This window comes from Staphylococcus sp. MZ3 (assembly GCF_018622755.1).
GTDB classification, from domain to species: Bacteria; Bacillota; Bacilli; order Staphylococcales; family Staphylococcaceae; genus Staphylococcus; species Staphylococcus aureus.
The window spans coordinates 2,480,156-2,502,834 of sequence record NZ_CP076026.1; the positions used below are offsets into that span (position 1 = coordinate 2,480,156).

20 protein-coding genes are annotated in these 22,679 nt (G+C 33.6%); 7 read left to right on the top strand and 13 right to left on the bottom strand.

What is annotated here, in order from left to right; genetic code table 11:
- The first annotated feature begins 2 nt into the window (after positions 1 to 2).
- Both KI230_RS12255 and tcaB read left to right on the top strand, forming a co-directional pair.
- Entirely contained in the window at positions 3 to 662 is a 660-nt protein-coding gene (locus KI230_RS12255; RefSeq protein ID WP_000831298.1) for a membrane protein, read from the top strand.
- A gap of 181 nt (positions 663 to 843) precedes the next feature.
- Positions 844 to 2,055, top strand: coding sequence for a putative multidrug effflux MFS transporter TcaB (gene tcaB, locus KI230_RS12260; protein ID WP_214958277.1), 1,212 nt, complete (start codon positions 844 to 846; stop codon positions 2,053 to 2,055).
- Positions 2,056 to 2,177: 122 nt separating this feature from the next.
- On the opposite strand, the gene KI230_RS12265 is transcribed toward tcaB, so the two are convergent.
- Positions 2,178 to 2,651, bottom strand: a complete 474-nt coding sequence (locus KI230_RS12265) for a GyrI-like domain-containing protein (protein WP_000456489.1) — start codon at positions 2,649 to 2,651, stop codon at positions 2,178 to 2,180.
- 112 nt (positions 2,652 to 2,763) lie between these two features.
- On the opposite strand from KI230_RS12265, the gene KI230_RS12270 reads away from it, so the two are divergent.
- Entirely contained in the window at positions 2,764 to 3,420 is a 657-nt protein-coding gene (locus KI230_RS12270) for a C39 family peptidase (RefSeq protein WP_001080281.1), read from the top strand.
- 62 nt (positions 3,421 to 3,482) lie between these two features.
- Here KI230_RS12270 and KI230_RS12275 read toward each other — a convergent pair whose 3' ends face one another.
- On the bottom strand, positions 3,483 to 4,289 hold the full coding sequence (locus tag KI230_RS12275) for a metallophosphoesterase (protein WP_000690199.1): 807 nt from the start codon (positions 4,287 to 4,289) through the stop codon (positions 3,483 to 3,485).
- Between the two features lie 285 nt (positions 4,290 to 4,574).
- Here KI230_RS12275 and KI230_RS12280 point away from each other — a divergent pair, with 285 nt between their 5' ends.
- Both KI230_RS12280 and KI230_RS12285 read left to right on the top strand, forming a co-directional pair.
- Complete coding sequence (locus KI230_RS12280; RefSeq protein WP_000101542.1) at positions 4,575 to 5,984, top strand: amino acid permease; 1,410 nt, start codon at positions 4,575 to 4,577, stop codon at positions 5,982 to 5,984.
- A gap of 137 nt (positions 5,985 to 6,121) precedes the next feature.
- The gene (locus KI230_RS12285; RefSeq protein WP_001185696.1) at positions 6,122 to 8,200 is read left to right on the top strand and encodes a cation:proton antiporter; all 2,079 of its coding nucleotides are present in this window, start codon (positions 6,122 to 6,124) and stop codon (positions 8,198 to 8,200) included.
- A gap of 138 nt (positions 8,201 to 8,338) precedes the next feature.
- On the opposite strand, the gene kimA is transcribed toward KI230_RS12285, so the two are convergent.
- Positions 8,339 to 10,168, bottom strand: a complete 1,830-nt coding sequence (kimA, locus tag KI230_RS12290; protein WP_045177681.1) for a potassium transporter KimA — start codon at positions 10,166 to 10,168, stop codon at positions 8,339 to 8,341.
- 231 nt (positions 10,169 to 10,399) lie between these two features.
- Here kimA and KI230_RS12295 point away from each other — a divergent pair, with 231 nt between their 5' ends.
- Positions 10,400 to 11,896 (top strand): serine hydrolase domain-containing protein, encoded by a 1,497-nt coding sequence (locus KI230_RS12295; RefSeq protein ID WP_000208558.1) that lies wholly within the window; start codon positions 10,400 to 10,402, stop codon positions 11,894 to 11,896.
- A gap of 90 nt (positions 11,897 to 11,986) precedes the next feature.
- Here the strand turns inward: KI230_RS12295 and KI230_RS12300 are convergent, their stop codons facing one another.
- From KI230_RS12300 to KI230_RS12345, 10 genes are all read right to left on the bottom strand, one after another.
- Positions 11,987 to 12,838: an NAD-dependent epimerase/dehydratase family protein gene (locus KI230_RS12300; protein ID WP_000034507.1), complete on the bottom strand. Its 852-nt coding sequence runs from the start codon at positions 12,836 to 12,838 to the stop codon at positions 11,987 to 11,989.
- 321 nt (positions 12,839 to 13,159) lie between these two features.
- Positions 13,160 to 14,095, bottom strand: a complete 936-nt coding sequence (locus KI230_RS12305) for a 2-dehydropantoate 2-reductase (protein WP_000684051.1) — start codon at positions 14,093 to 14,095, stop codon at positions 13,160 to 13,162.
- A gap of 225 nt (positions 14,096 to 14,320) precedes the next feature.
- A complete protein-coding gene (locus tag KI230_RS12310; protein WP_000381267.1) occupies positions 14,321 to 15,721 on the bottom strand; it encodes an MFS transporter in 1,401 nt (466 codons plus the stop codon).
- A 293-nt stretch (positions 15,722 to 16,014) separates the two neighbouring features.
- A complete protein-coding gene (locus KI230_RS12315; protein WP_000398941.1) occupies positions 16,015 to 16,710 on the bottom strand; it encodes an ABC transporter permease in 696 nt (231 codons plus the stop codon).
- On the bottom strand, positions 16,710 to 17,651 hold the full coding sequence (locus KI230_RS12320) for an osmoprotectant ABC transporter substrate-binding protein (protein ID WP_045177684.1): 942 nt from the start codon (positions 17,649 to 17,651) through the stop codon (positions 16,710 to 16,712). Before KI230_RS12320 ends, KI230_RS12315 begins: the two co-directional genes overlap by 1 nt.
- Before the next feature lie 16 nt (positions 17,652 to 17,667).
- Positions 17,668 to 18,303, bottom strand: coding sequence for an ABC transporter permease (locus KI230_RS12325; RefSeq protein ID WP_000569113.1), 636 nt, complete (start codon positions 18,301 to 18,303; stop codon positions 17,668 to 17,670).
- Positions 18,300 to 19,526: a betaine/proline/choline family ABC transporter ATP-binding protein gene (locus KI230_RS12330; protein WP_045177685.1), complete on the bottom strand. Its 1,227-nt coding sequence runs from the start codon at positions 19,524 to 19,526 to the stop codon at positions 18,300 to 18,302. Before KI230_RS12330 ends, KI230_RS12325 begins: the two co-directional genes overlap by 4 nt.
- A 326-nt stretch (positions 19,527 to 19,852) precedes the next feature.
- Positions 19,853 to 19,972 (bottom strand): hypothetical protein, encoded by a 120-nt coding sequence (locus KI230_RS12335; protein ID WP_001789925.1) that lies wholly within the window; start codon positions 19,970 to 19,972, stop codon positions 19,853 to 19,855.
- 79 nt (positions 19,973 to 20,051) lie between these two features.
- A complete protein-coding gene (locus tag KI230_RS12340; RefSeq protein ID WP_001791736.1) occupies positions 20,052 to 20,192 on the bottom strand; it encodes a hypothetical protein in 141 nt (46 codons plus the stop codon).
- Positions 20,193 to 20,195: 3 nt separating this feature from the next.
- Positions 20,196 to 20,795 (bottom strand): YdeI/OmpD-associated family protein, encoded by a 600-nt coding sequence (locus KI230_RS12345; RefSeq protein ID WP_001291521.1) that lies wholly within the window; start codon positions 20,793 to 20,795, stop codon positions 20,196 to 20,198.
- A 179-nt stretch (positions 20,796 to 20,974) separates the two neighbouring features.
- Here KI230_RS12345 and KI230_RS12350 point away from each other — a divergent pair, with 179 nt between their 5' ends.
- The gene (locus tag KI230_RS12350; RefSeq protein ID WP_001030711.1) at positions 20,975 to 22,612 is read left to right on the top strand and encodes an APC family permease; all 1,638 of its coding nucleotides are present in this window, start codon (positions 20,975 to 20,977) and stop codon (positions 22,610 to 22,612) included.
- Positions 22,613 to 22,679: the final 67 nt, after the last annotated feature.

A 22,679-nucleotide genomic window follows, 5' to 3' on the forward strand; every position in this document is an offset into this window, starting at 1 on the left:
ACATGAAAAGAACTGATAAATACCGTGATTCATATCAATACGACAATCAAAACCAAAATCATCGTCGTCAATCTGAAGACGCATCGTATAGACAACAATATGCTAAAGGCGATCCTGAAGAACACCCGGAACGATACTATAATGGTAGAGATTATCGAAGAGAACAAATTCTTGAAGAAGAAAACGAGAAATCCCGCCGTTCAAAAAAATGGTTATATATCATTATTGCCATTCTCTTAATTATTGTCGCTATTTTTGTCACACGCGCCTTACTTAACAATGATAGCGATAAAGTTAGTAATGACCCTAAAGTCTCTCAAAATTATAAAAAACAAGTTGAAAATCAAGACGGCCAAATTAACCAGCAAGTCGATAATGCTAAAGAAAATATTAAAAACAACCAAAAAACTGATGACATTATTAAAAATTTACAAAATCAAATCGACAACTTGAAGCAGCAAGAACAAAACAAAGCTGATTCTAAGCTAACTCAATTTTATCAAGACCAAATCAACAAATTGACAGAGGCAAATAATGCACTTAAAAACAATGCAAGCCAAGGTAAAATTGAAAGCATGTTAAATGATATTAATACAAAATTCGACAGTATTAAATCTAAATTAGAAAGCTTATTTAAAGATGACAATGGTGGCGCTAATTAATTATTACACCTGCTTTGATGATAAACATTAATTCCCTATACTTTATCTGTATCACTACGTTATTAGTGATGATGCATTAAGAGTATAGGGATTTTTTATATAAACTTGTATTCTAACTACATACAAATACACACAAAACGTATATAATTTATATAATTATATCATTTAAAGGAGTCTGATCATGCAATCAACGAAAACCAAAACGAAGCATTTTTCATTTTTATTGCTAATTACGTTAGGCGTCATGACCGCTTTTGGCCCACTAACTATAGATATGTACGTACCATCGTTACCTAAAGTGCAAGGTGATTTTGGTTCTACTACATCAGAAATTCAATTAACATTATCATTCACAATGATTGGTCTTGCACTAGGCCAATTTATCTTTGGACCTTTATCCGATGCTTTTGGTCGCAAACGGATTGCTGTATCCATTTTGATCATTTTCATTTTGGTATCAGGTTTGTCTATGTTTGTTGATCAATTGCCATTATTCTTAACTTTACGATTTATTCAAGGTTTAACTGGTGGTGGCGTCATCGTGATTGCCAAAGCCTCTGCTGGTGATAAATTTAGTGGCAACGCACTCGCTAAATTTTTAGCATCTTTAATGGTAGTTAATGGCATCATCACTATTCTTGCACCATTAGCTGGTGGATTAGCTTTATCCGTAGCAACATGGCGTTCTATTTTCACAATTTTAACTATTGTGGCACTCATCATTTTAATTGGCGTCGCTTCTCAATTACCTAAAACATCTAAAGATGAATTAAAGCAGGTGAATTTTAGTAGCGTCATTAAAGACTTTGGAAGTCTATTGAAAAAACCAGCGTTTATTATTCCAATGCTATTACAAGGTTTAACTTATGTAATGCTATTTAGTTATTCATCTGCATCGCCATTTATTACTCAAAAATTGTATAATATGACACACCAACAATTTAGTATCATGTTTGCTGTTAACGGTGTAGGTTTAATCATTGTCAGTCAAGTCGTTGCTTTATTAGTAGAAAAATTACATCGCCACATATTATTAATCATTTTAACTATTATACAAGTGGTAGGTGTTGCTTTAATTATCCTGACACTTACATTCCATTTACCACTTTGGGTCTTACTCATCGCATTCTTCTTAAATGTGTGTCCTGTGACGTCAATTGGACCGCTTGGTTTCACAATGGCTATGGAAGAACGAACAGGTGGCAGTGGTAACGCATCAAGTTTACTTGGCTTATTCCAATTTATCTTAGGTGGCGCTGTTGCACCATTAGTTGGCTTAAAAGGCGAATTTAATACATCACCATATATGATTATTATCTTCATTACAGCCATTCTATTAGTCAGTCTACAAATCATTTACTTTAAAATGATTAAAAAGCAACATGTCGCATAACACTTCAACATAATTAGAACCCTAGCAAAGATATCTATCTTTGTCAGGGTTCTTCTTTATGAATTATGAGATCGAATCTTCAACTAAAATTACGCCTTCATATCAAGGACATTTCTATTCAATCACCCTTTAACAGGCATCCAAATTTCTGTAATATATTTTTCACTTGTAGTATCACCATCCTGATACAACTCAAAAAATGGTGCTGATTTTACCGTATCTGCTTGATATTGATGTATGTAGTGATGAACCTCTTCCATTTTTTGTTGAACTGCTTTAGGTACTGCGCCCTGTGCTTCAAATACCATATACTTTGAACTTGCTAATGTTATGACATCATATTTTTCAATATCAGCACTATTATCTCCGGTAACTGCAATCATATATGACATCTTACCGTCTAATTCAGGTATACATAAGCCAAGTATCCCGGCTAAATCACCATTATTTTTTAACTGTAAATCCGCAATTACTCCCTCTTGATAACATCTTTGCCAAAACCCTGCTATATGTTGCTGAGCCTGTCGTCCATTTTCATACGTTTCTTTAATACCTACTAACGTTAACGACGCAAGTTGTTGTAATTGATATTCCATTTTATCACTCCATTAATTTTATTCACTCATGTAAAACATATGTTTAGGACATTTTGCATTGACGCTATATAATTATATTAAATATTTATTGAATCAATGCGAGGACTATATTATGAACCGAAAAATATTACCAGTTAAACCTATCAGTCAGCTATTTCCTATCCCTATGGTCATGGGGTGTGAAGGTGTTTCCGCAGCCATGATGTTGCAATACAATAACCAACATATCCCTGCTACAGAAATTATGAGACATTGGCCGACACATCCGAACAATCCACATAAAGGTTATGTTGGACATCACTTATTCATTAAGCTTGGCAATTATCATCAAACGATATTTCCAGAAGCATATGTACCATTTTTACAAAAATACAATCCTAATATCGTAGACGGCACTGGTAAATCCTTAGAAGATCTTAAAGGTATTATCGATCAAGGTCAACCTGTGTTAATATACCATACTAATCTTGGCTCTAAACCATTACTACGTGTTTTCCGCTTTGATAACAAGCCAGCGAAACAAGTTTCAAATATTCACGTAACGTTACTCATTGGGTACGATGATTACTATTACTATTATATCGATCCACTTTGGAGTCATATTCGTCGTGGCCTAGTTTTACCTGCCATCATTCCAAATCGCAAACAAATTATTAAAATTCGTAAAGAGAAAATGGAATACAGCTTTAATTCACCAGGAAGAAAGTGCATTTATGTGCAACCACATTCATATACAATTGAAAATCAACAACAAAATAAACACACGTAAGTAAACACATTACTCGCGTGTGTAAAACATAAAATGCGCAAACTGGGTCAGGTTTGCGCATTTTAAATTTCTATTATTTGTATCGTCTCATTTATTTCCTGGTAAATATCTTCTGAACGCCATTGTCTTGGATAGCCTAGACACGGACAGAGATAACATCTGCCATCATCTATCACACTTTTACGAAAATGAACATGGCCCATAATACTATATGGTATATCGAACATCGCATACAAAGGATTGAAATCACTTGTCCCAATAAATGCATTATAAAAATCGAATATACGATGTGGCATAGGAACAATGAAATCAGGGTGCGTCACAACATGTGTGACTAAAATCACTCGTCTATTTCCTACTTCTAATATATCTTTCTTCACTTGTTCAGCCGCTATTTTAGATAAATTTTGATCTGATATGCCCCAAGATATTCGTTCTTTATCTTGCCAAGTCGCACCATAATGTTTTCCTTTTTGTAAATGTTCTAATGAAAATCGTTGTGCTGCAAAGCTATAATCATACCAACCTGTATGTCCTATTATTGCCCATTCTTCATTTACTATAAATGGTTTTCCTACCAAGCACTGTGACATGCTCTTATAATTATTCCAAATGTCTTGCGTAGTCATACTTTCAACTTCCCATAAATCATGGTTTCCAGGAACAAATTTCACAGGTATATCTAATTGTTTTGTCAATTGCGTTATAAATTGGTGCGTCAATTGATAATGATTTGAGATATCTCCCGCAATCAACAATATATCCAATTTCTTATACTTAACTATTTCAACCAATGCCTCTAAGTAATCTTCGGATGTTTTTTTATTATGACGATCAATATGTAAATCGGCGATTGTCCCTATCTTCATACCCATACCTTCTTTACTCAAATTAAAATGTTATTTATTATGCCATAGCTTATCTAATATATATAGTTAACTGCTTCATTTAGATGATTATTTTATATTTTTGCATAAAAACTTATATCTTTTCAAAAAATCGATAAGTTTTAGTTATCATACCCTTACCTATCAAATGTTTTTTCTTATATTTAAAAAAATAATTGCTTTATTAAATGGATTTCTTTAGTATTTATAATTAAGAAAACGCTTACACACAACTTTTTTATTTGCTTTATCCTGAGGAGGAAAATTATGGCAAGAAAATTGCATAGAGAGTTGAATAACAGACACATCCAATTGATAGCAATTGGGGGCGCAATTGGAACTGGGTTATTCCTAGGATCAGGTCAAACAATATCTTTAACTGGTCCATCACTGTTATTCACATACATGATTATTGGGGTTGTACTATTCGCTTTTATGCGCGCATTAGGCGAATTGTTGTTGAGCAATACAAGATTTAATTCATTTGTTGATATTGCAAATGAATATTTAGGCCCTTTTGGTGGCTTTGTCATTGGCTGGACTTACTGGTTATGTTGGATTGTATCAAGTATGTCAGACCTAACTGCGATGGGACAATACTTTGCATTTTGGTATCCACAAGTCCCAAATTGGATTACCGTGCTATTTATTGTTTTAATCTTGATTAGCTTCAACTTATTAGGTGCCAGATTATTTGGTGAACTGGAGTTTTGGTTCTCTATTATTAAAGTTGTCACAATTATTGCGATGGTTATCGTTGGTCTTGTATTAATCTTTTTCTCATTTAAAACACATTATGGACATGCATCATTCACAAACTTAATCAGTCACGGTGGCATGTTCCCTGGTGGAACATTTGGTTTCTTAATGTCATTCCAAATTGCTGTATATTCATTCATTGGTATTGAACTTATAGGTGTAACTGCTGGTGAAACGAAAGATCCTGAAAAAACCTTACCGAAAGCAATTAATAATGTACCTATCCGTATTTTATTATTCTATATCGGTGGTCTATTAGTAATTATGTCAGTCATACCTTGGAATGATATCGATCCAAATAGTAGCCCTTTCGTTAAACTCTTTACATTAATCGGCGTGCCATTTGCAGCAGGTGTCGTTAACTTTGTCGTGCTAACTGCCGCGGCCTCTGCTACAAATAGTGGTATCTATTCGAATAGTCGTATCTTATTCGGACTGTCACAACAAGGGTTAGGTCCTAAAGTTTTAAATAAAACGAATAGTCATGGCGTGCCTTATTTATCAATGTTAGTTTCATCAATTGCATTACTTATAGCAGCCTTGTTAAACTACATTTTCCCTAATGCAATTCAACTATTCATATACGTTACAACGTTATCAACTGTGTTGTTTTTAGTTGTTTGGACAATGATTATTGTCGCTTATCTAATGTATTTGAAAAAGCATCCTGAGGCACATAAAAACAGTAAATTTAAGTTGATTGGTGGTAAGCCTATTGCTTACATTATTCTAGCGTTCTTCTTCTTTGTATTCATTTTATTATTCTTTAGTGACGAAACAAGAGCAGCTATTTATATTTCGCCATTCTGGTTTATATTTTTATTTTTCTTTTATAAAAAATACAAAACGAATGCTGAAAAACTCGCGTATGAACAACGACAAAATGACAGCGGTCATTTCAGATATGACAATCAATAATTTAAACATCTCGCTCTAGTATCAGTTCAACCGATACTAGAGTTTTTTTGAAAATAACTTCATTTTATCAATATATCTATGTCATTATGCCTTAAAAGTGATAAAATATTAACTATTAAAATTTTGAGGAGTATTGTATGGCACTATTAGAAGCATTTTTAATTTTTATCTTTGCTGTGATTATTAGTTCGGTTATCAATAATCGATTCCCACAAATTCCTACTGCCTTTATTCAAATTGCATTAGGTGTCGTTATTTTCATTATTCCAATACAAGTTGATTTCCAATTCAATTCTGAAGTATTTATGTTTGCCGTTATCGCGCCACTACTTTTTGTGGAAGGTACCCACGTCTCTCGAACAAAATTATTAGAATATCGTAAACCTATACTATTAATGTCAATGGCACTAGTGTTTGCAACTGTAGTCGGTGTTGGCTATTTTATACATTGGATTTGGCCTGCCTTACCAATGCCAGCCGCTTTTGCAATAGCAGCAATTTTATGTCCTACTGATGCAGTAGCAGTATCTGCTATTACACGCGGAAAATTATTACCTAAAGGTTCTATGACGATTTTAGAAGGTGAATCTTTACTCAATGATGCAGCAGGTATCATTTCATTTAAAATTGCTGTTACTGCATTAGTAACTGGTACCTTTTCATTATTCCAAGCTGTTGAACAATTTATCATTTCAACAATACTAGGTGTACTTATTGGTGCAATTATTGGATTCGTTGTCGTTAGAATACGTATAGACTTAACCGCTAATAAAGGTTTAAAAGATAACAATACCTTAACCTTTATTCAATTATTAACTCCTTTTGTCGTATACTTTTTAGCAGAAGAAGTTCATGCTTCAGGTATCATTGCAGTTGTAATCGCAGGTCTAATCCATGGTTTAGAACGCGACCGTTTAATTAGAGCACAAACGGAACTACAAATGAATTACCATCAAATTTGGAACACATTTAGTTATGCCTTAAATGGTTTTGTATTTGTTGTATTAGGTTTTATGATTCCTACTGTAGTCATAGATATTTTCCAAACAGAGCCTGACAACTTTTCATTTTTAATAGTGATCACTATATTAATCGCTATTGCAATTTATGCATGTCGATTTGTTTGGGTTTATTTCTGGTACAAAGATTTTTATTTCCCGAAAAATATACAATCTTATCTAGACGAGGAACATGATTCACATGAAACACCACCTTCTCGTGTGCGTTACGCATTTATTATGACCATGTGTGGTATTCACGGTACAATTTCACTTTCAATGGCACTTACATTACCATTTATCATTACAAAAGGACAAGCATTCGAATACCGTAATGATTTATTGTTTATTGCATCTTTCATGGTATTAATTAGTTTAATCTTAGCGCAAATTGTTTTACCTTTAATTACACCATCTGCCGAAGATACTACTTTTAAAGGTATGACTTATCAATCTGCCAAAATTTTCATTGTTCAAAAAGTGATCCAGCATTTTAAAAACGAAAGTAAAAAAGACAAAAGCGATACAAATTATCGCCCAGTATTAAACCAATACTATGGAGAATTGTTATTTTTATTAAATTCAGAACCTGATAATCAAAATACAAAAGAACTCAAACGTTTAGAAGATATTGCAAAAGTAATCGAAACATCTACACTTGAGCGTTTAATTGATAAAGGTAAGGCAACATATCAGGATATTAATAATTACCGCAATATTGTCGAATTAACAGAGACACACCGTACTGCTTCATTTGTTGAAAAATTTGCAAACTTCTTCAAGATGTTATGGCTTAGACTTAAAGCGATGAAGCACTACAAAGCCTTAAACAAAGAATCTAAGAAGCAAGAATTTGAAAATTCATTCAAAGATGTTCAAAAAATTATGCGTATTGTGAATCACAATATTATTTTACGCTTAAAAGAAGAACAAAATAGTACAAATGTACTTGAGGTTAGCTTAGTCATTAATCATTACTATGATATGAGTCGCTCATTAAAGTGGCGTGCACAACGTCGAAAAGAACGTCAAGAAAACAGCAATCAAATCATACCGCAAGCTATGTTCCATAACCACAAATTGGAAGCATTGTACTTACAACGTCATCTTTTAGATGAATTAATTCGCAAAAATAAAATCAACAATATCGTTGCAGCTCAAATTCGAGAAAATATCAATTACAACGAAATTGTCTTGTCTTTACAGTCCAAACATTAAGTAAGACATAACAACACCCCCGTACATATGAGACAAAGTCATTACCATCTCATATGTACGGGGTTTTTATATTCAACATCAAAAAATCGGATTGATGAAAAGTAAATAACCTTTCATCAATCCGATTGATTATAGAATCTATTTTTTAAGTTTAAATGGAATTGTACATACGTTAACATTCTTTTGATAAATTAAATACAATTTCATACGCAAACTAGTTTGATTGTGTAATAAATTATGCCAACGTTTCTTAATAATAAATTCTGGTATCACTACTGTAATCATATAGTTTTGATCGTTGGCTTTACGATTAATCTTATCGATAAAACGTGAAATTGGTCGTATAATACTGCGATATTCCGAGTGTAAAATAACTAATCTTACATCTGGGAAATGACGCTTCCATTTCTCTTGGAATGCTTTTTCATCTTCATCTCCAAATGATACATGTACCGCAATGACATCATTATTTGCAAGCATTTGTGCGTAATAAATAGACTTATCAACTGCAGTTGTAATGCTTGTTATCGGCACAATTGCTAAATTACGATCTACTACTTCTACATTATGAACATCAATGTCAGAACGTAATTGTTCTGCGATATCTCGATAATGTTTGTTAATTTTCAAGAAGAAAATCACCACGAACGGCAAGAAAATAAGTATCGGCCATACTTGGCTAAATTTAGTTATGAGTAAAATCATAAAAACAATAAATGTCACGATACCACCAAGTAAGTTCACAGACAACTTACTTAACCAATTCTTAGGACGTTCATGAATCCATTTAATAACCATACCGAATTGTGCTAGTGTAAATGGAATAAATACACCAACAGCATACAATGGAATTAAATCTTCAGTCATACCATCAAATACAATAATTAAAATAATGGCTAATACACCTAAAATAATAATTGAGTTAGAGTAGCCTAAGCGATCACCTCTAACAGTAAACATTCTAGGCATATATTTATCTTTAGACATTGAAGCTGCTAACATCGGAAAAGCTGTAAATCCAGTGTTTGCTGCTAATACCAAAATCATCACAGTCGTTGCCTGTACAAAATAGAAGGCAGCATTATCACCAAATATTTGCATAGCTAATTGTGATAAAACTGTCGTTTCCGTTTGTGGCATAATTCCATAAACATATGCTAAACCAACGATACCAACTAATAAAAACGCTAAAATTGAACCCATAGCAATTAACGTTTTTACAGCATTATTAGCACTTGGTTCTCTAAAATTGGTTACCGCATTTGAAATAGCTTCAACACCTGTTAATGATGAAGCCCCTGAAGAAAATGCTTTTAATAGCAAGAATAATGTTACTCCAGGAACCGCAGTTCCTACTGATGCATGCATATGTGGTTGAATATCTCCTGTCGCCACACGGAAAGTACCTATAAATATTAATATCACTAACCCTATAATGAAAAGATATACTGGATAGGATAATACGGTGGCAGATTCAGTTAAACCACGTAAATTTAATATTAAAATAAAAAGTACAAGTAAACATGCAATCAGTACTTTATGCCCATATAAACTTGGGAATGCAGCAACAAATGCATCAGCACCAGATGATATACTAACAGCGACAGTCAGTATGTAATCGACTAATAATGAGCCTCCTGCAAGCAATCCCCATTTTTCTCCTAAATTGGTCTTGGACACCATATACGCGCCGCCACCTTTAGGATATGCATAAATAATTTGCCTATAAGACATAATTAAAGCAGCTAATAAGATCAGAACAGCACCTGCAATCGGTAAAGTATACCAAGTTGCAACTGCACCCACTACTGATAATGTAATCAGTATTTGTTCGGGACCGTAAGCCACTGAAGATAATGCATCCGACGAAAGAATCGCTAACCCTTTAAACTTCGATATCTTTTCGTCTTTTAGTTCTCTGTTTTTTTTAGGTTGCCCTATAATAAGTCTTTTAAATTGATTGAACATAATCTCCTATTCCTTTTTATAGTTTTTGATGGATATCACTATACGCCTATCTTTCCAAAAAGTATAGAGAGTTAATTAATATTTTTTATGTAATTATACACCTATTAACATATAAGGTGTCAAAAATAATGGTAAATATACCTCTTTAATTAATTTATTCAATAGAACTGGTATAATAAAATAAATCTCATTAGGCACTTAAGTAAATTTAACATATAAAAAGGAACGTTTATGACTACTAAAAAACTGTATTTTCTATCCATTTCTATTATCATTTTAGTCGCCATTTCAATTGCTATACATATAACATTAAATAGCAATACGAAGACACGGTTAACCAATGATTCGCAACAACAAATAGATACAATTATCGAGCATGATTTACAAAAGGGACACATTCCTGGAGCATCAATTTTAATAGTAAAAAATGGCAAAGTTTTTTTAAATAAAGGTTATGGTTATCAAGATGTTGATAAAAAAGTCAAAGCTTCTCCCACAACAAAGTATGAAATTGCTTCTAATACTAAAGCTTTCACAGGTCTTGCAATTTTAAAATTAGCTCAAGAAGGTCGATTAAACTTAAATGATGACGTATCCAAACATGTGCCTCATTTTAAAATGAACTATAATGGTCAAAATGAAACTATTACGATTAAGCAACTTTTGGCTCAAACAAGTGGTATACCTAGTGATATTACAAGCGAAGACGCCGTAACAAATAAAAATAATCGTTTAAATGATGTAACCCGTGCAATTATGGGTGATGAATTACATCATAAGCCCGGAGAAGAATTTGAATACTCAAATATGAACTATGATTTATTAGGTTTAATTATCCAAAACGTTACGAAGCAATCCTATACAAAATATATTACAAATTCATGGCTCAAGCCTTTGCATATGACACATACATCATTCAAACAAACCAATAACAAATCAAAACATGATGCTATTGGCTACGAATTACAAGGTTCGACACCTGTCGTCTCTAAACCTGAATTTAACCTTTGGGATACACCATCAGCATATATGATGACATCAACTGAAGATTTGGAACATTGGATAAAATTCCAACTTAATCCACCTGATAAATACAAATCATTAGTTCAACAATCACATAAAAATTTATCATCAACAATTGGTGAACCTAATGCCAATGCATATGCTTCGGGCTGGTTTACCAATAATGATGAACATTTAGTGTTTCATTCAGGAACGCTCGATAACTTTTCATCATTTATTTTACTAAATCCAAAACAAAATTATGGAATTGTTGTGCTTGCAAATCTAAATTCGGAATATGTACCCAAATTAGTTGAGCATCTTAATACACAAATTGTAAATCACAAGCGATATTCGACGGTTGCGTCTATACTCAATCAATATAAAGACCAATTTAATATTGTTACCGTTTTGATGACAACACTTATTTTATTAGCATTTATATTCTCAGCTTATCGTGCTTGGCAAATGCGCCATGGTCAAATTCTTTTGCGTAGATCAAAACGGATTGCTGTATTGAGTTGGCTAACTTTATGTTTATGTATCGCTATAGCGCTCATATTATATGCATTACCATATCTCATTCTCGGTAGCAATAATTGGTCTTTTGTACTGACTTGGCTACCAATAGAAATTAAATTAGCACTAATCACAACATTAATTGCATTATTCAGTACATTAATTGTAATTCTATTATTCCTTCATACAAAGATAACGAAGACATAATAAAAAGACTTGTTCGAGCCGTGCGTTTGATAATATATCATCCACGATTCGACCAAGTCTTTATTCTTTGTATATTAAACGGATAAATTATTATTTAATTGGATTCATGCCATCTTTCCAAGTTTGATAAATCAGAGTACCACCTTGCGCTTTAAACTTCTCATTGCTTACGCCACGTTCAAATGGTTGCGCAGGTTGAATATCAATATTTGGTTCAACACCAAGTTGTTCTTTATACCATTCTGCAAATTCAGAACCTTTAACAGGTGCATCATCTGCTACATTATAGATACCATTTTCAAAATGAATAGCTTGAATAGATGTTTCAACTGCATCATCAAGATGCACAAATGATGTTACGCCATCTGAAAGTGTCACTTGACCATCCATAAATTGATTATAAATCATGCCATCTTTTCCGTACCAAGTACCTGGGCCATATAACCAGCCAAAACGTAAAACAACGTATTCATCCATACGAGCCGTTTCTTCTTCTAAACCAACCACACCATCAACCGTTACTTTTCTATCGCCAGTTGAGTTAAAATCAAGTGAAGTTTCCTCATTTGCTAATCCTTCGCCAGGTTCATACATAAAGGCAATACTTTGGGCAATTACTTTCTTTACGTCATGCTTTTTCGCCGCATCAATTAGGTTTTTAGAACCTTCAATACGTACTTTCGTATTTGCTGCCATATCAACATTTTTTAAATCCGTAATTTGATTGATAATGATTTCTGGTTTAAAATCTGCTAACGCTTGATCAATAGTATCAGCTTTTAATATATCACCAATATATGCTTTTACATTAACAGCAGCTAGCTTTTGTTGACCATTCTCAGATGTAGTAAAACCAGCAACCTCATGCCCCTCTTCTTTTAGTCTTTGAACTAATTTAATGCCAATAAGGCCCGTTGCACCAGTTACAAAAATTTTACTCATTATAAACACCTTTTCTCTATTTGTCTTTTTAATATAATTACTTGCTTGATGAGTTTACAAAATTCACGTGAGACTTCCAAATGATTTGCCTCAAAATTTTTCAAAGTGTCGTCGTAAAAACTGTCTAGTAAATACTAATAGTATGTCGTAGACCTATGACAAATCTGAATTATGACGAAGATCAATCAAGAAAAACAGCACCAAGATCATTTCAATTTGAAAGTACCTTACTGCTGTTCTTTATTTATTACATTTCAATCTTAATAATGACCGTAATATCACGTGATTGTCATTTCCTTGTAATCATACCTAAAACACCAATTAATCCTGTGCGTGTCGCTGACTTTCTTTAGTATGAATTAAATCAGTAATAAAGCGATTGACTGGCGCTTCAATATGACGTTGTTTACCTAATGTTGCAACTGCGCCATTAATATAATCAATTTCAGTTTTTCTATTATTAACAATTAAATCTTGATACATGGATGGATAATGCGCACCAACTTTTTCATTTAAATCAACTAAATATTCAAATACTTCATCAACATTTAAATGAACATTATCAATCGTCGCTACATGCACTATTTCTTGCGTTAATTTATAAATCAAACACTTCGCATAACTACTTTCATTCAGCGATGCCATATTACACTCCAACACTGTGCTTAATGCATTTGCCGTACCATTAACACAAATCTTTTTCCAAATCGATTGGTATAAATCTTTACTAATGACACCATTCAATTCCGCTTCGTTAAGTAAATCAGCAACTTTTATAACATTTTCTTTACCTTCATCCACTAGTTCACCTATTTCAACTGGTCCACTACCAAGTAAATGACTGTGTCCAGGGCTTTCAAGACCTGCCGTCCAAGTCGTAACACCTCTGACAATTTGTGATTGAGCAACATACTGCGCAATGACTTCTTCATGCTTCAAACCATTCATCGTACATACGACAATCGTTTCATTATCAATATGTGGCTTCATAGCTTCCATCACTTCTTTTAATTGCATAGACTTTGGAAATAGAAAGACAACATCGTAAATGCTTTCGTCCGGTTGATCATTAAAATGATACATCGGAATGTTTAACTCGAATGCCTCTCCATTAATCGTTATATTTAATCCATGTTGCTTAACCGCTTCAACATGAGATGTATATCCGTCAATAAGTGTGACATCATATCCTGCTTGAAATAGTTTGGCACCAAAGCCACTACCTAATGCACCCGATCCAGCAATTGCAATTTTCATCCTATAAACCTCTCTTCATCGTTGTTGTTCATTTTAAAAATACTACTTTCGCATATTAGCGTCAATTTGAAAATCATTCGCTTAATATGCACACAGCTTTTATCGTCTATAAAAGAACACACCTAACATTAAACGTCAATACGCAACATTAAGTGTGTATGATAAACTTACTTTCACAAAATTTCCTTTAAAATCCGTACATAATAACTTGCTATCATTTCAGTTTTACAAATTCGTTTGATTTTTAGGAACTAATAGTAAAATGACTAAAAATGCAACAATTGCTAGCAAGGCATTAAACATCATACCTGTGAAACCACCTAAGTTCAAATTTAAATTAGCTGCTAACACAGTATAAACCGTACCAGATACTGCCACTCCAAATGCATTTCCTAATGATGACGCCATTTTATATACACCTGAAGCAACACCCGACTTATCATCTGGCGCACTAGCAACTGCGGTATCAGTTGATGGTGTAGCATATAATCCTAAACCAGTACCAAACAATAAATATCCAACTATACTAGATACGATATACCACATTTCTGGTAAAAATGTTAACGACAATAAGATTAACCCAATCACTGTAAAGCCACTTCCTAGTAATAGTGGGCGCTTCGGACCATGTTGAGATAAAATCTTTTCACCTACACGAATCATTGACAACACTGCTATTAAATACGTTAATGAAATATAACCCGTTTGCGAAGAATTAAATCCTAATTGTTGTTGATAATACGTGTTAATGACGATAAGTGCACCACCTGCTACACCATTTAATAAGAAGTTTGAAATAGTTGCACCACTGTATCCTCTATTTTTAAAAATTGAAAAATCAACAAGTGGATGCTTTATTTTATTTTCGTAATATACAAAACCAACTAATGAACAGATAAACACAACAATTAAACCTAGAATTAACGGTGAAACTAAACCAAAATGAGACGTCTGTGTGATGATTACATTTAAACTTAACATCGTCACTACTAAAATGACTAAACCAATAACGTCAAACTTTTTAGCTTCTGCTTTCATACCTTTGATTGGTTCTGCTTTAGTTTCAGGTGCATGTTTGATTAAGTACATTGCTAATAATGTTAATAGAATTGAAACAACAAATATTGAACGCCAACCTATATATGTAGCCATTAAGCCACCAAACAACGTACAAATACCACTACCACCCCAAGAACCAATAGACCAATAGCTTAAGGCACGTTGTCTTCTTGTACCAATATAATATTCGTTAATAATAGCAAGTGTTGATGGCATAATACATGCTGCAGACAAACCTTGAATTATTCTACCTATAATTAAAAATGCTGGCAAAGGTGTAATGATGATGAGTAATGAACCTACAACATTTAATATCAATCCTACATAAGTAATTTTGACGCGACCAAATTTATCAGCAACATCACCAGCACCTACGATAAACAAACCAGCAAATAAGGCAGATAAGCTAACAGCGATATTTATCGTTCCAACGTCACTACTATATGTTGATTGTAATGGGACAACAAGATTAACAAGTGACTGCGCGAATAGCCAAAAGGTAATAACCCCTAAAACGATACCCAAAAGCAATCGGTTGTCACCTCTAAATTGTTTTGATGTGTCCATGAATTAGATAAGCCTCCTGTGTTTAAGAAAAACAAATTTTTAATATGATATATTAAGAAACAATATCATAAATTTGCAGAAAATTATAAATAAAACATCTCATTTTTTAGCATTTTTACAATAATTAACGCTTTTTATCCAAAAACTTTCATGATAATAATTGCTATTTTAGTGTAAACGCATACAAACACAACCTATAAAAAGGCTACTCAAAGATTATTTGAGCTCCTTGAGTAGCCTCATTTTTTATAAATCATGAAACGAAATCGCTAAATTATAAACATCTTCTACTATTACATATTAATACTTTGCGGCCGATGATTAGATTGATTTTTACGATGTCGTGTTGTTGGGTCTAATCGTTTTTCTAAAAATCTTAATAGTACATCAATGACGATTGCAATGATAGCAATCGGAATCGCACCTGCTAAAATAAACGTTGTGCCATCCGTCGCATTTGTACCACGAATCACAATGTCACCAAGCGTAGGTGCTCCTATAAATGATCCAACGGCAACAACACCTATCGCAACAACCAAGGCAATACGAATGCCACCGATAATAACCGAAACAGATAACGGTAATTCAATCATTCGTAGCACTTGATTGCGTGTCATTCCCATACCTTTGCCAGCATCCTTAATATTCGCATCAACACTAGCTATACCAGTATAAGTGTTTTTTATAATTGGAAGTAACGCATATAAAAACACTGTTAAAACTACTGTTTCTGAACCTAAGCCCATGACTAACATTAAAATAGCTAACATTGCAATGACTGGAACTGTTTGAATTATATTTGCAATTGTAATTACAAATCCAGAAAGTTTTGTGTATCTTGCAAGCAAGATTCCCAATGGAATACCAATTAAAGCTGCAAACAGCACACCATAGACAGACATTAATAAGTGTTTGAAAAATAAATCCCATAGATAGCCAAAGTTCGTAACATAATAATTGAATAATTGCTGTAATAAATTACCTTCCATTACTTATGACCACCTTTCTGTTTATCAAAATAGTGGTGTTTTTTCAAAAATTCTTCTGCGACGACAGCAGGTTCTTTACCTTTACCATCCGCTTCATAATTCAAGCGCTGCATCTCTGAAGTTGAAATCTTTCCTGTCAACTTATTAATCGTCGTTTTAAGTTCTGGGTGTTGGCGTAATAATTCATTTGTTGCAACAGCACTCGCAGCATAAGGTGGGAAAAATTGTTTATCATCTTTAAGTACTTTCAAATCATACGCCGCAATTCGACCATCTGTAGAATAACCTAATGCAACGTCTAACTTCTCTGAGTTTAATGCGTCGTAGACTAGACCTATTTGCATTGGTCTCACTGTACCAAAGTCGAAACCATACTCTTTTTTAAATCCTTCATAGCCATCGCCTTTACGATTCATCCATGAACTATCCATACCTAAACGTAAATCTTTACTATGCTTTGCTAAATCTGAAACTGTCTCTAAATGATATTTTTTAGCAGTTTCCTTCGTTACCATGAATGCATACGTATTCGCAAAACCATACGAATCAAAAAACGTTTGATCAAATTTCTTTTTAAATCCTTGTTGTGTGGCTATCATTGCTTTCTTAGGATCTTTAATTGGTGCTTCCTTCAAAGCTCCCGTTAAATCTGTGCCATTATATCTAACACCTGATATATTAGCATCCCTATTAATTAAGGCATTATGTTGAATCGTACTTGACCCTAAATTATTTACTAATGTTGGCTTTATCTTACCATGTGTATCATGCTCTATTAACAACCGTAACATATGTGAAATAATTTGCGATTCGCTTGTTGATAATGCTGTAATTTTGACATCATTTTTCGTGCTCTTACTACCTAGTCCGGGCAAACTACATCCAGATAATACGGTAAGCGATAAGACAAACACGACAAGTATATATTTAATTTTCTTCATTATCTTAGCCTCCTAATTATCCAGATACTTTTAAGCCTTTGGGAACTACCCATTTTTCAACTAAAGCTAATAAGGCATCAACACCTAATGCTAGTGCAGTAACGAGTACCGTTGCAGTTACAATCATCAGTGGATCATATAAATTTAAACCATTGAAAATGAAATCACCTAATCCACCCGCACCTACATAACTTGCAAGTGTAGCCCAACTAATTACATACACAGATGACAAACGAATGCCACCAATGATAAGCGGCAATGCTAACGGCAATTCAACATCCTTCATCAATTGAAATTGTGTCATTCCCATACTTTTTCCAGCTTCTTTAATGTTGCTATCAATATTTTGAACACCGAGTACCGTGTTATTTAAAATAGGTAATAATACATAAATAAATAGCGCTACAATTGCAGGCGTTTTACCAACACCAAAAATCGGTATCATAATAGCAAGTACAGCTAGTGTTGGAATAGTTTGTAAGACACCTGCCACAGTTAATATAATATTGGCAGTTCGCTTTGTTTTTGATAATAAAATGCCTATAGGTACTGCAACAATGATGGCAAGTAATAATGCCACTATAGAAATATAGAAATGTTCCAGTGTTTTCGACATCAACTGTCCACCATGTTCATGTAGGAACTCGATCATGATTTATCATCTCCTATGTCACGTACTTTGACATTAGTAGTGTGTTGCTCATGCATTTTTGAGGACGCAGTGTCTTCCCTCACATGTTCTGTTTGCACTGCATCCTCACTATCGCCCCAAATCGTGTCATATACAATGTCAACAACATTGGCACGCGTAATCAGTCCTACTAAACGTTGCTTATCATCTACGACAGGTACATTCCTAACGTTTCTTTTTAAAATCGTACGTACAGAATCTTGTAACTTGGAATCAATTTGAACGGTGTAAATATGTTGTTGCATGGTATCTTGTAAACTTTTGTGTCCACGTATACCCTGATTTATATCTTCAATGTCTAAGAAACCTAGTAAATGGTTATCCCTATCTACTACAAAAATAGTATCAACACGTTTTTTTCTCATAATATGAACGGCGTCATTCAGTGTTGCTTCTGCCTGTATCGTGATTGGTTTAATCATTACACCTTCTACAGTCTTGTCATTGGGACGGTCTTGAATCAGTCTATTTTGTCCTATAAAATCACGTACAAAATCATTTGCGGGATGTCTTAAAATATTGTCTGGTGTATCAAATTGCACCACCTTACCTTCTGACATAATACAAATTTTGTCTGCTAATTTAATCGCTTCATCCATATCATGTGTTACAAAGATAAACGTCTTGCCTAATTTTCGTTGTAACGTTTTAACTAAATCTTGTAACGTATCTCTCGTAATAGGATCCAATGCACCAAAAGGTTCATCCATTAAAATAATATCTTGTTCGGCCGCAAGTGCTCTTACGACACCGATACGTTGTTGTTGCCCACCTGATAGTTCTGCTGGATAACGCTCTAAAAATGACTCCGGTAAATCCACAAGTTTAATTAATTCCTTTGCACGTTTATCCTTTTCTTCTTTAGTCCATTTCAACAATTTGGGTACCAATACAATATTCTCTTTAATCGTCATATGAGGCATTAACCCAATTTGTTGAATAACATAACCAATATTTCTACGTAATTCGACAGGATTCATACTCCGAACATCTTTACCATCAATTTCAATTTGTCCTTCTGTCGCTTCAATCATACGGTTTATCATTCTTAAAGCAGTTGTTTTACCACTTCCACTGGTTCCAATAAATGCGATAAATTCCCCAGATTGAATATCTAAAGAGATGTCATCTACTGCCTTTTTATTACCAGAATAAATTTTCGTTAAATGCTTAATACTTAACATAATCATTTCTCCTTCCTCATAAAAAATATGACGAATGATACGCATAAAATAAAAAGACCATTATCGCAATTGTTAAACAAATAGAGTCATAAGTTAAACAAGTACACATCATGGTCTTGATTATGTAGAATTTTATATTTTTCATCTGTAATGTGAATACTTAACAGTAAACGGCGCTATGTATGTTGAATTTCTACCGATTACTTTGTTTGCACATTCGTATATTCGACATTTAAAACTAACATACTCTATATGATGTTATTAAACATTATTATTTTATCTTTGGCAACTAAATAGATAACTCATATTTTTTAAAAGCGAATTTATTATCGCTCAATTGGTTGTTTTATAGCAAAAAAGTGTCGAAAATGTGAAATATTATTGCAAAAGTCGAATTTTTGTAATAATGCACACGCATCCATTGTTACAGACGGACAACCGCCCATCCGCCACTCACAAAGTCATCCTTATATTTTAATATCTTCATCATTCATTGTAGACACCCTTGCCTTTTGCTAACATTTTCTACTCCCAAGCCTGTAACGGAATTCCAACGTCAAAGTGTTGCCCATGACAGACACACCTAAAAAAACAACCAACAGCATGAGCCATTGGTTGTTTCGTGTCATCTTGTATGTTGTTGTATAACCGGTATGCTTTACTCATTAATTACTTATCATGCATCCCTTTACCTTCTAGTATTTGGTTAATATACTTTTCAACACGCTTTTGTCTTGTTTCACTGCGTTTAGCTTGTCCAATATGATATATATATTGATGTTGTCTGCCTGGCGTTAATTTATAAAATGAAGACTCTAACTGTGGCATTTCTTCGAACTTAGCTTCTAACTCTTTAGGAATAACATATTCCTCTGTTTTCTTCATTTCAACTTTTTTACCAGCTTTTTCAGCTTTAATTGCTTCGGCTAGATAATATTTAATTTCTTCGGTACGTGTTTGAATCTCTGTTAAATTTTCAAATCGTAACTGACGAGCTGCTTGCACCTTTTCAGTCTGTTGAATGAGTGTATGATATTTATCCTCCAAAATGGCACCTTTATGAAATAATAGTGCAACATAATTTTTGAAGCCATGGATAAGTACTACATTTTTATTATTCAACGTGTAACAAGGATGCATCCATTTATACGCTTCCTCTAATTCTGTTTCATTAAAGATTAACGCTCTCAAATATTTATATTCTTCTTGCCATTGACTCTCTTTATTTAAAAATGCTTCAACTTGTTCATTTGATTGTTTCTCACTCATAGTCATCACTTCCATTTTGTTTTTCAATACACATTGTATTATATATCCTAATTTTATAAAAAACTAATTTTACAAATGCTTTTGCGTTCTTACAAAAAATGCATTTGACTATTATTATAATAAGCGTATAATTGTCGCATATTATTTTTTGTATTTTTGGCAATAACGAAGGAGTATTTATGAATAAAGACAAGCAATTGCACAACGACAAAATCAATCTATCCCAATTAGTCTTATTAGGGTTAGGCTCTTTAATAGGATCTGGTTGGCTATTTGGTGCGTGGGAAGCATCATCAATAGCTGGACCAGCAGCAATCATATCATGGGTTCTTGGATTCCTAGTCATTGGAACCATTGCCTATAACTACATTGAAATCGGCACAATGTTTCCTCAATCAGGTGGCATGAGTAACTATGCCCAGTATACACATGGCTCATTATTAGGCTTTATTGCTGCTTGGGCGAATTGGGTGTCTTTGGTGACAATAATACCTATCGAAGCTGTGTCAGCTGTTCAATATATGAGTTCTTGGCCGTGGCATTGGGCGAAACCAATGAGATATTTAATGGAAAATGGCTCTATTAGCACATACGGATTGCTAGCTGTATATCTCATCATTGTTATTTTTTCATTATTAAACTATTGGTCCGTAAAACTTTTAACATCATTTACGAGTTTAATTTCTGTATTTAAATTAGGCGTACCCATGTTAACCATCATCATGTTGATGTTATCAGGATTCGACACTTCAAATTACGGCCATTCGGCAAGCACATTTATGCCTTACGGAAGTGCACCGATTTTTGCTGCAACAACAGCATCAGGGATTATTTTTTCATTCAATTCATTCCAAACAATTATTAATATGGGTTCAGAAATTAAAAATCCTGAAAAAAATATCGCAAGAGGCATCGCTATCTCACTGTCAATCAGTGCAGTGTTGTACATCATTTTACAAAGTACGTTTATCACTTCTATGCCTCAATCAATGTTACAACATAGTGGATGGAATGGCATCAACTTCAATTCACCATTTGCTGATTTAGCTATCTTATTAGGAATTAATTGGCTCGCAATTTTACTATATATTGAAGCTTTTGTATCACCATTCGGTACTGGCGTGTCATTTGTCGCCGTTACAGGTCGAGTTTTACGAGCAATGGAGAAAAATGGACATATCCCTAAATTTCTTGGGAAGATGAATGAAAAATATCATATCCCACGTGTAGCAATCATCTTTAATGCCATCATTAGTATGATTATGGTTACATTATTTAGAGATTGGGGTACGCTAGCAGCAGTTATTTCTACTGCAACTTTAGTAGCCTATTTAACTGGCCCAACGACAGTGATTGCATTAAGAAAAATGGGACCAACAATGACTCGTCCATTTAGAGCAAAAATTTTAAAAGTAATGGCACCATTATCATTTGTATTAGCTTCATTAGCTATATATTGGGCAATGTGGCCAACAACGGCTGAAGTTATTTTAATCATTATACTTGGATTACCAATCTACTTCTTCTATGAATATCGTATGAATTGGCGTAATACAAAGAAACAAATTGGTGGTAGCTTATGGATTATTGTATATTTAATCGTGCTATCAATACTGTCATTTATAGGAAGCAAAGAATTTAAAGGCTTAAATATGATTCACTATCCATTTGACTTTATCGTTATTATTATTGTGGCGCTTATCTTCTATTACATCGGTACAACGAGTTCATTTGAAAGCGTCTATTTCCGTCGCGCAACACGAATCAATACGAAGATGCGTGAGTCACTAAATAATGAATCAAAGTCATCTCATTAAATATTTTAAAATGCAGTGCCATATATGATTTCAACACACACACATTAACCAACCATTGATTTCAACA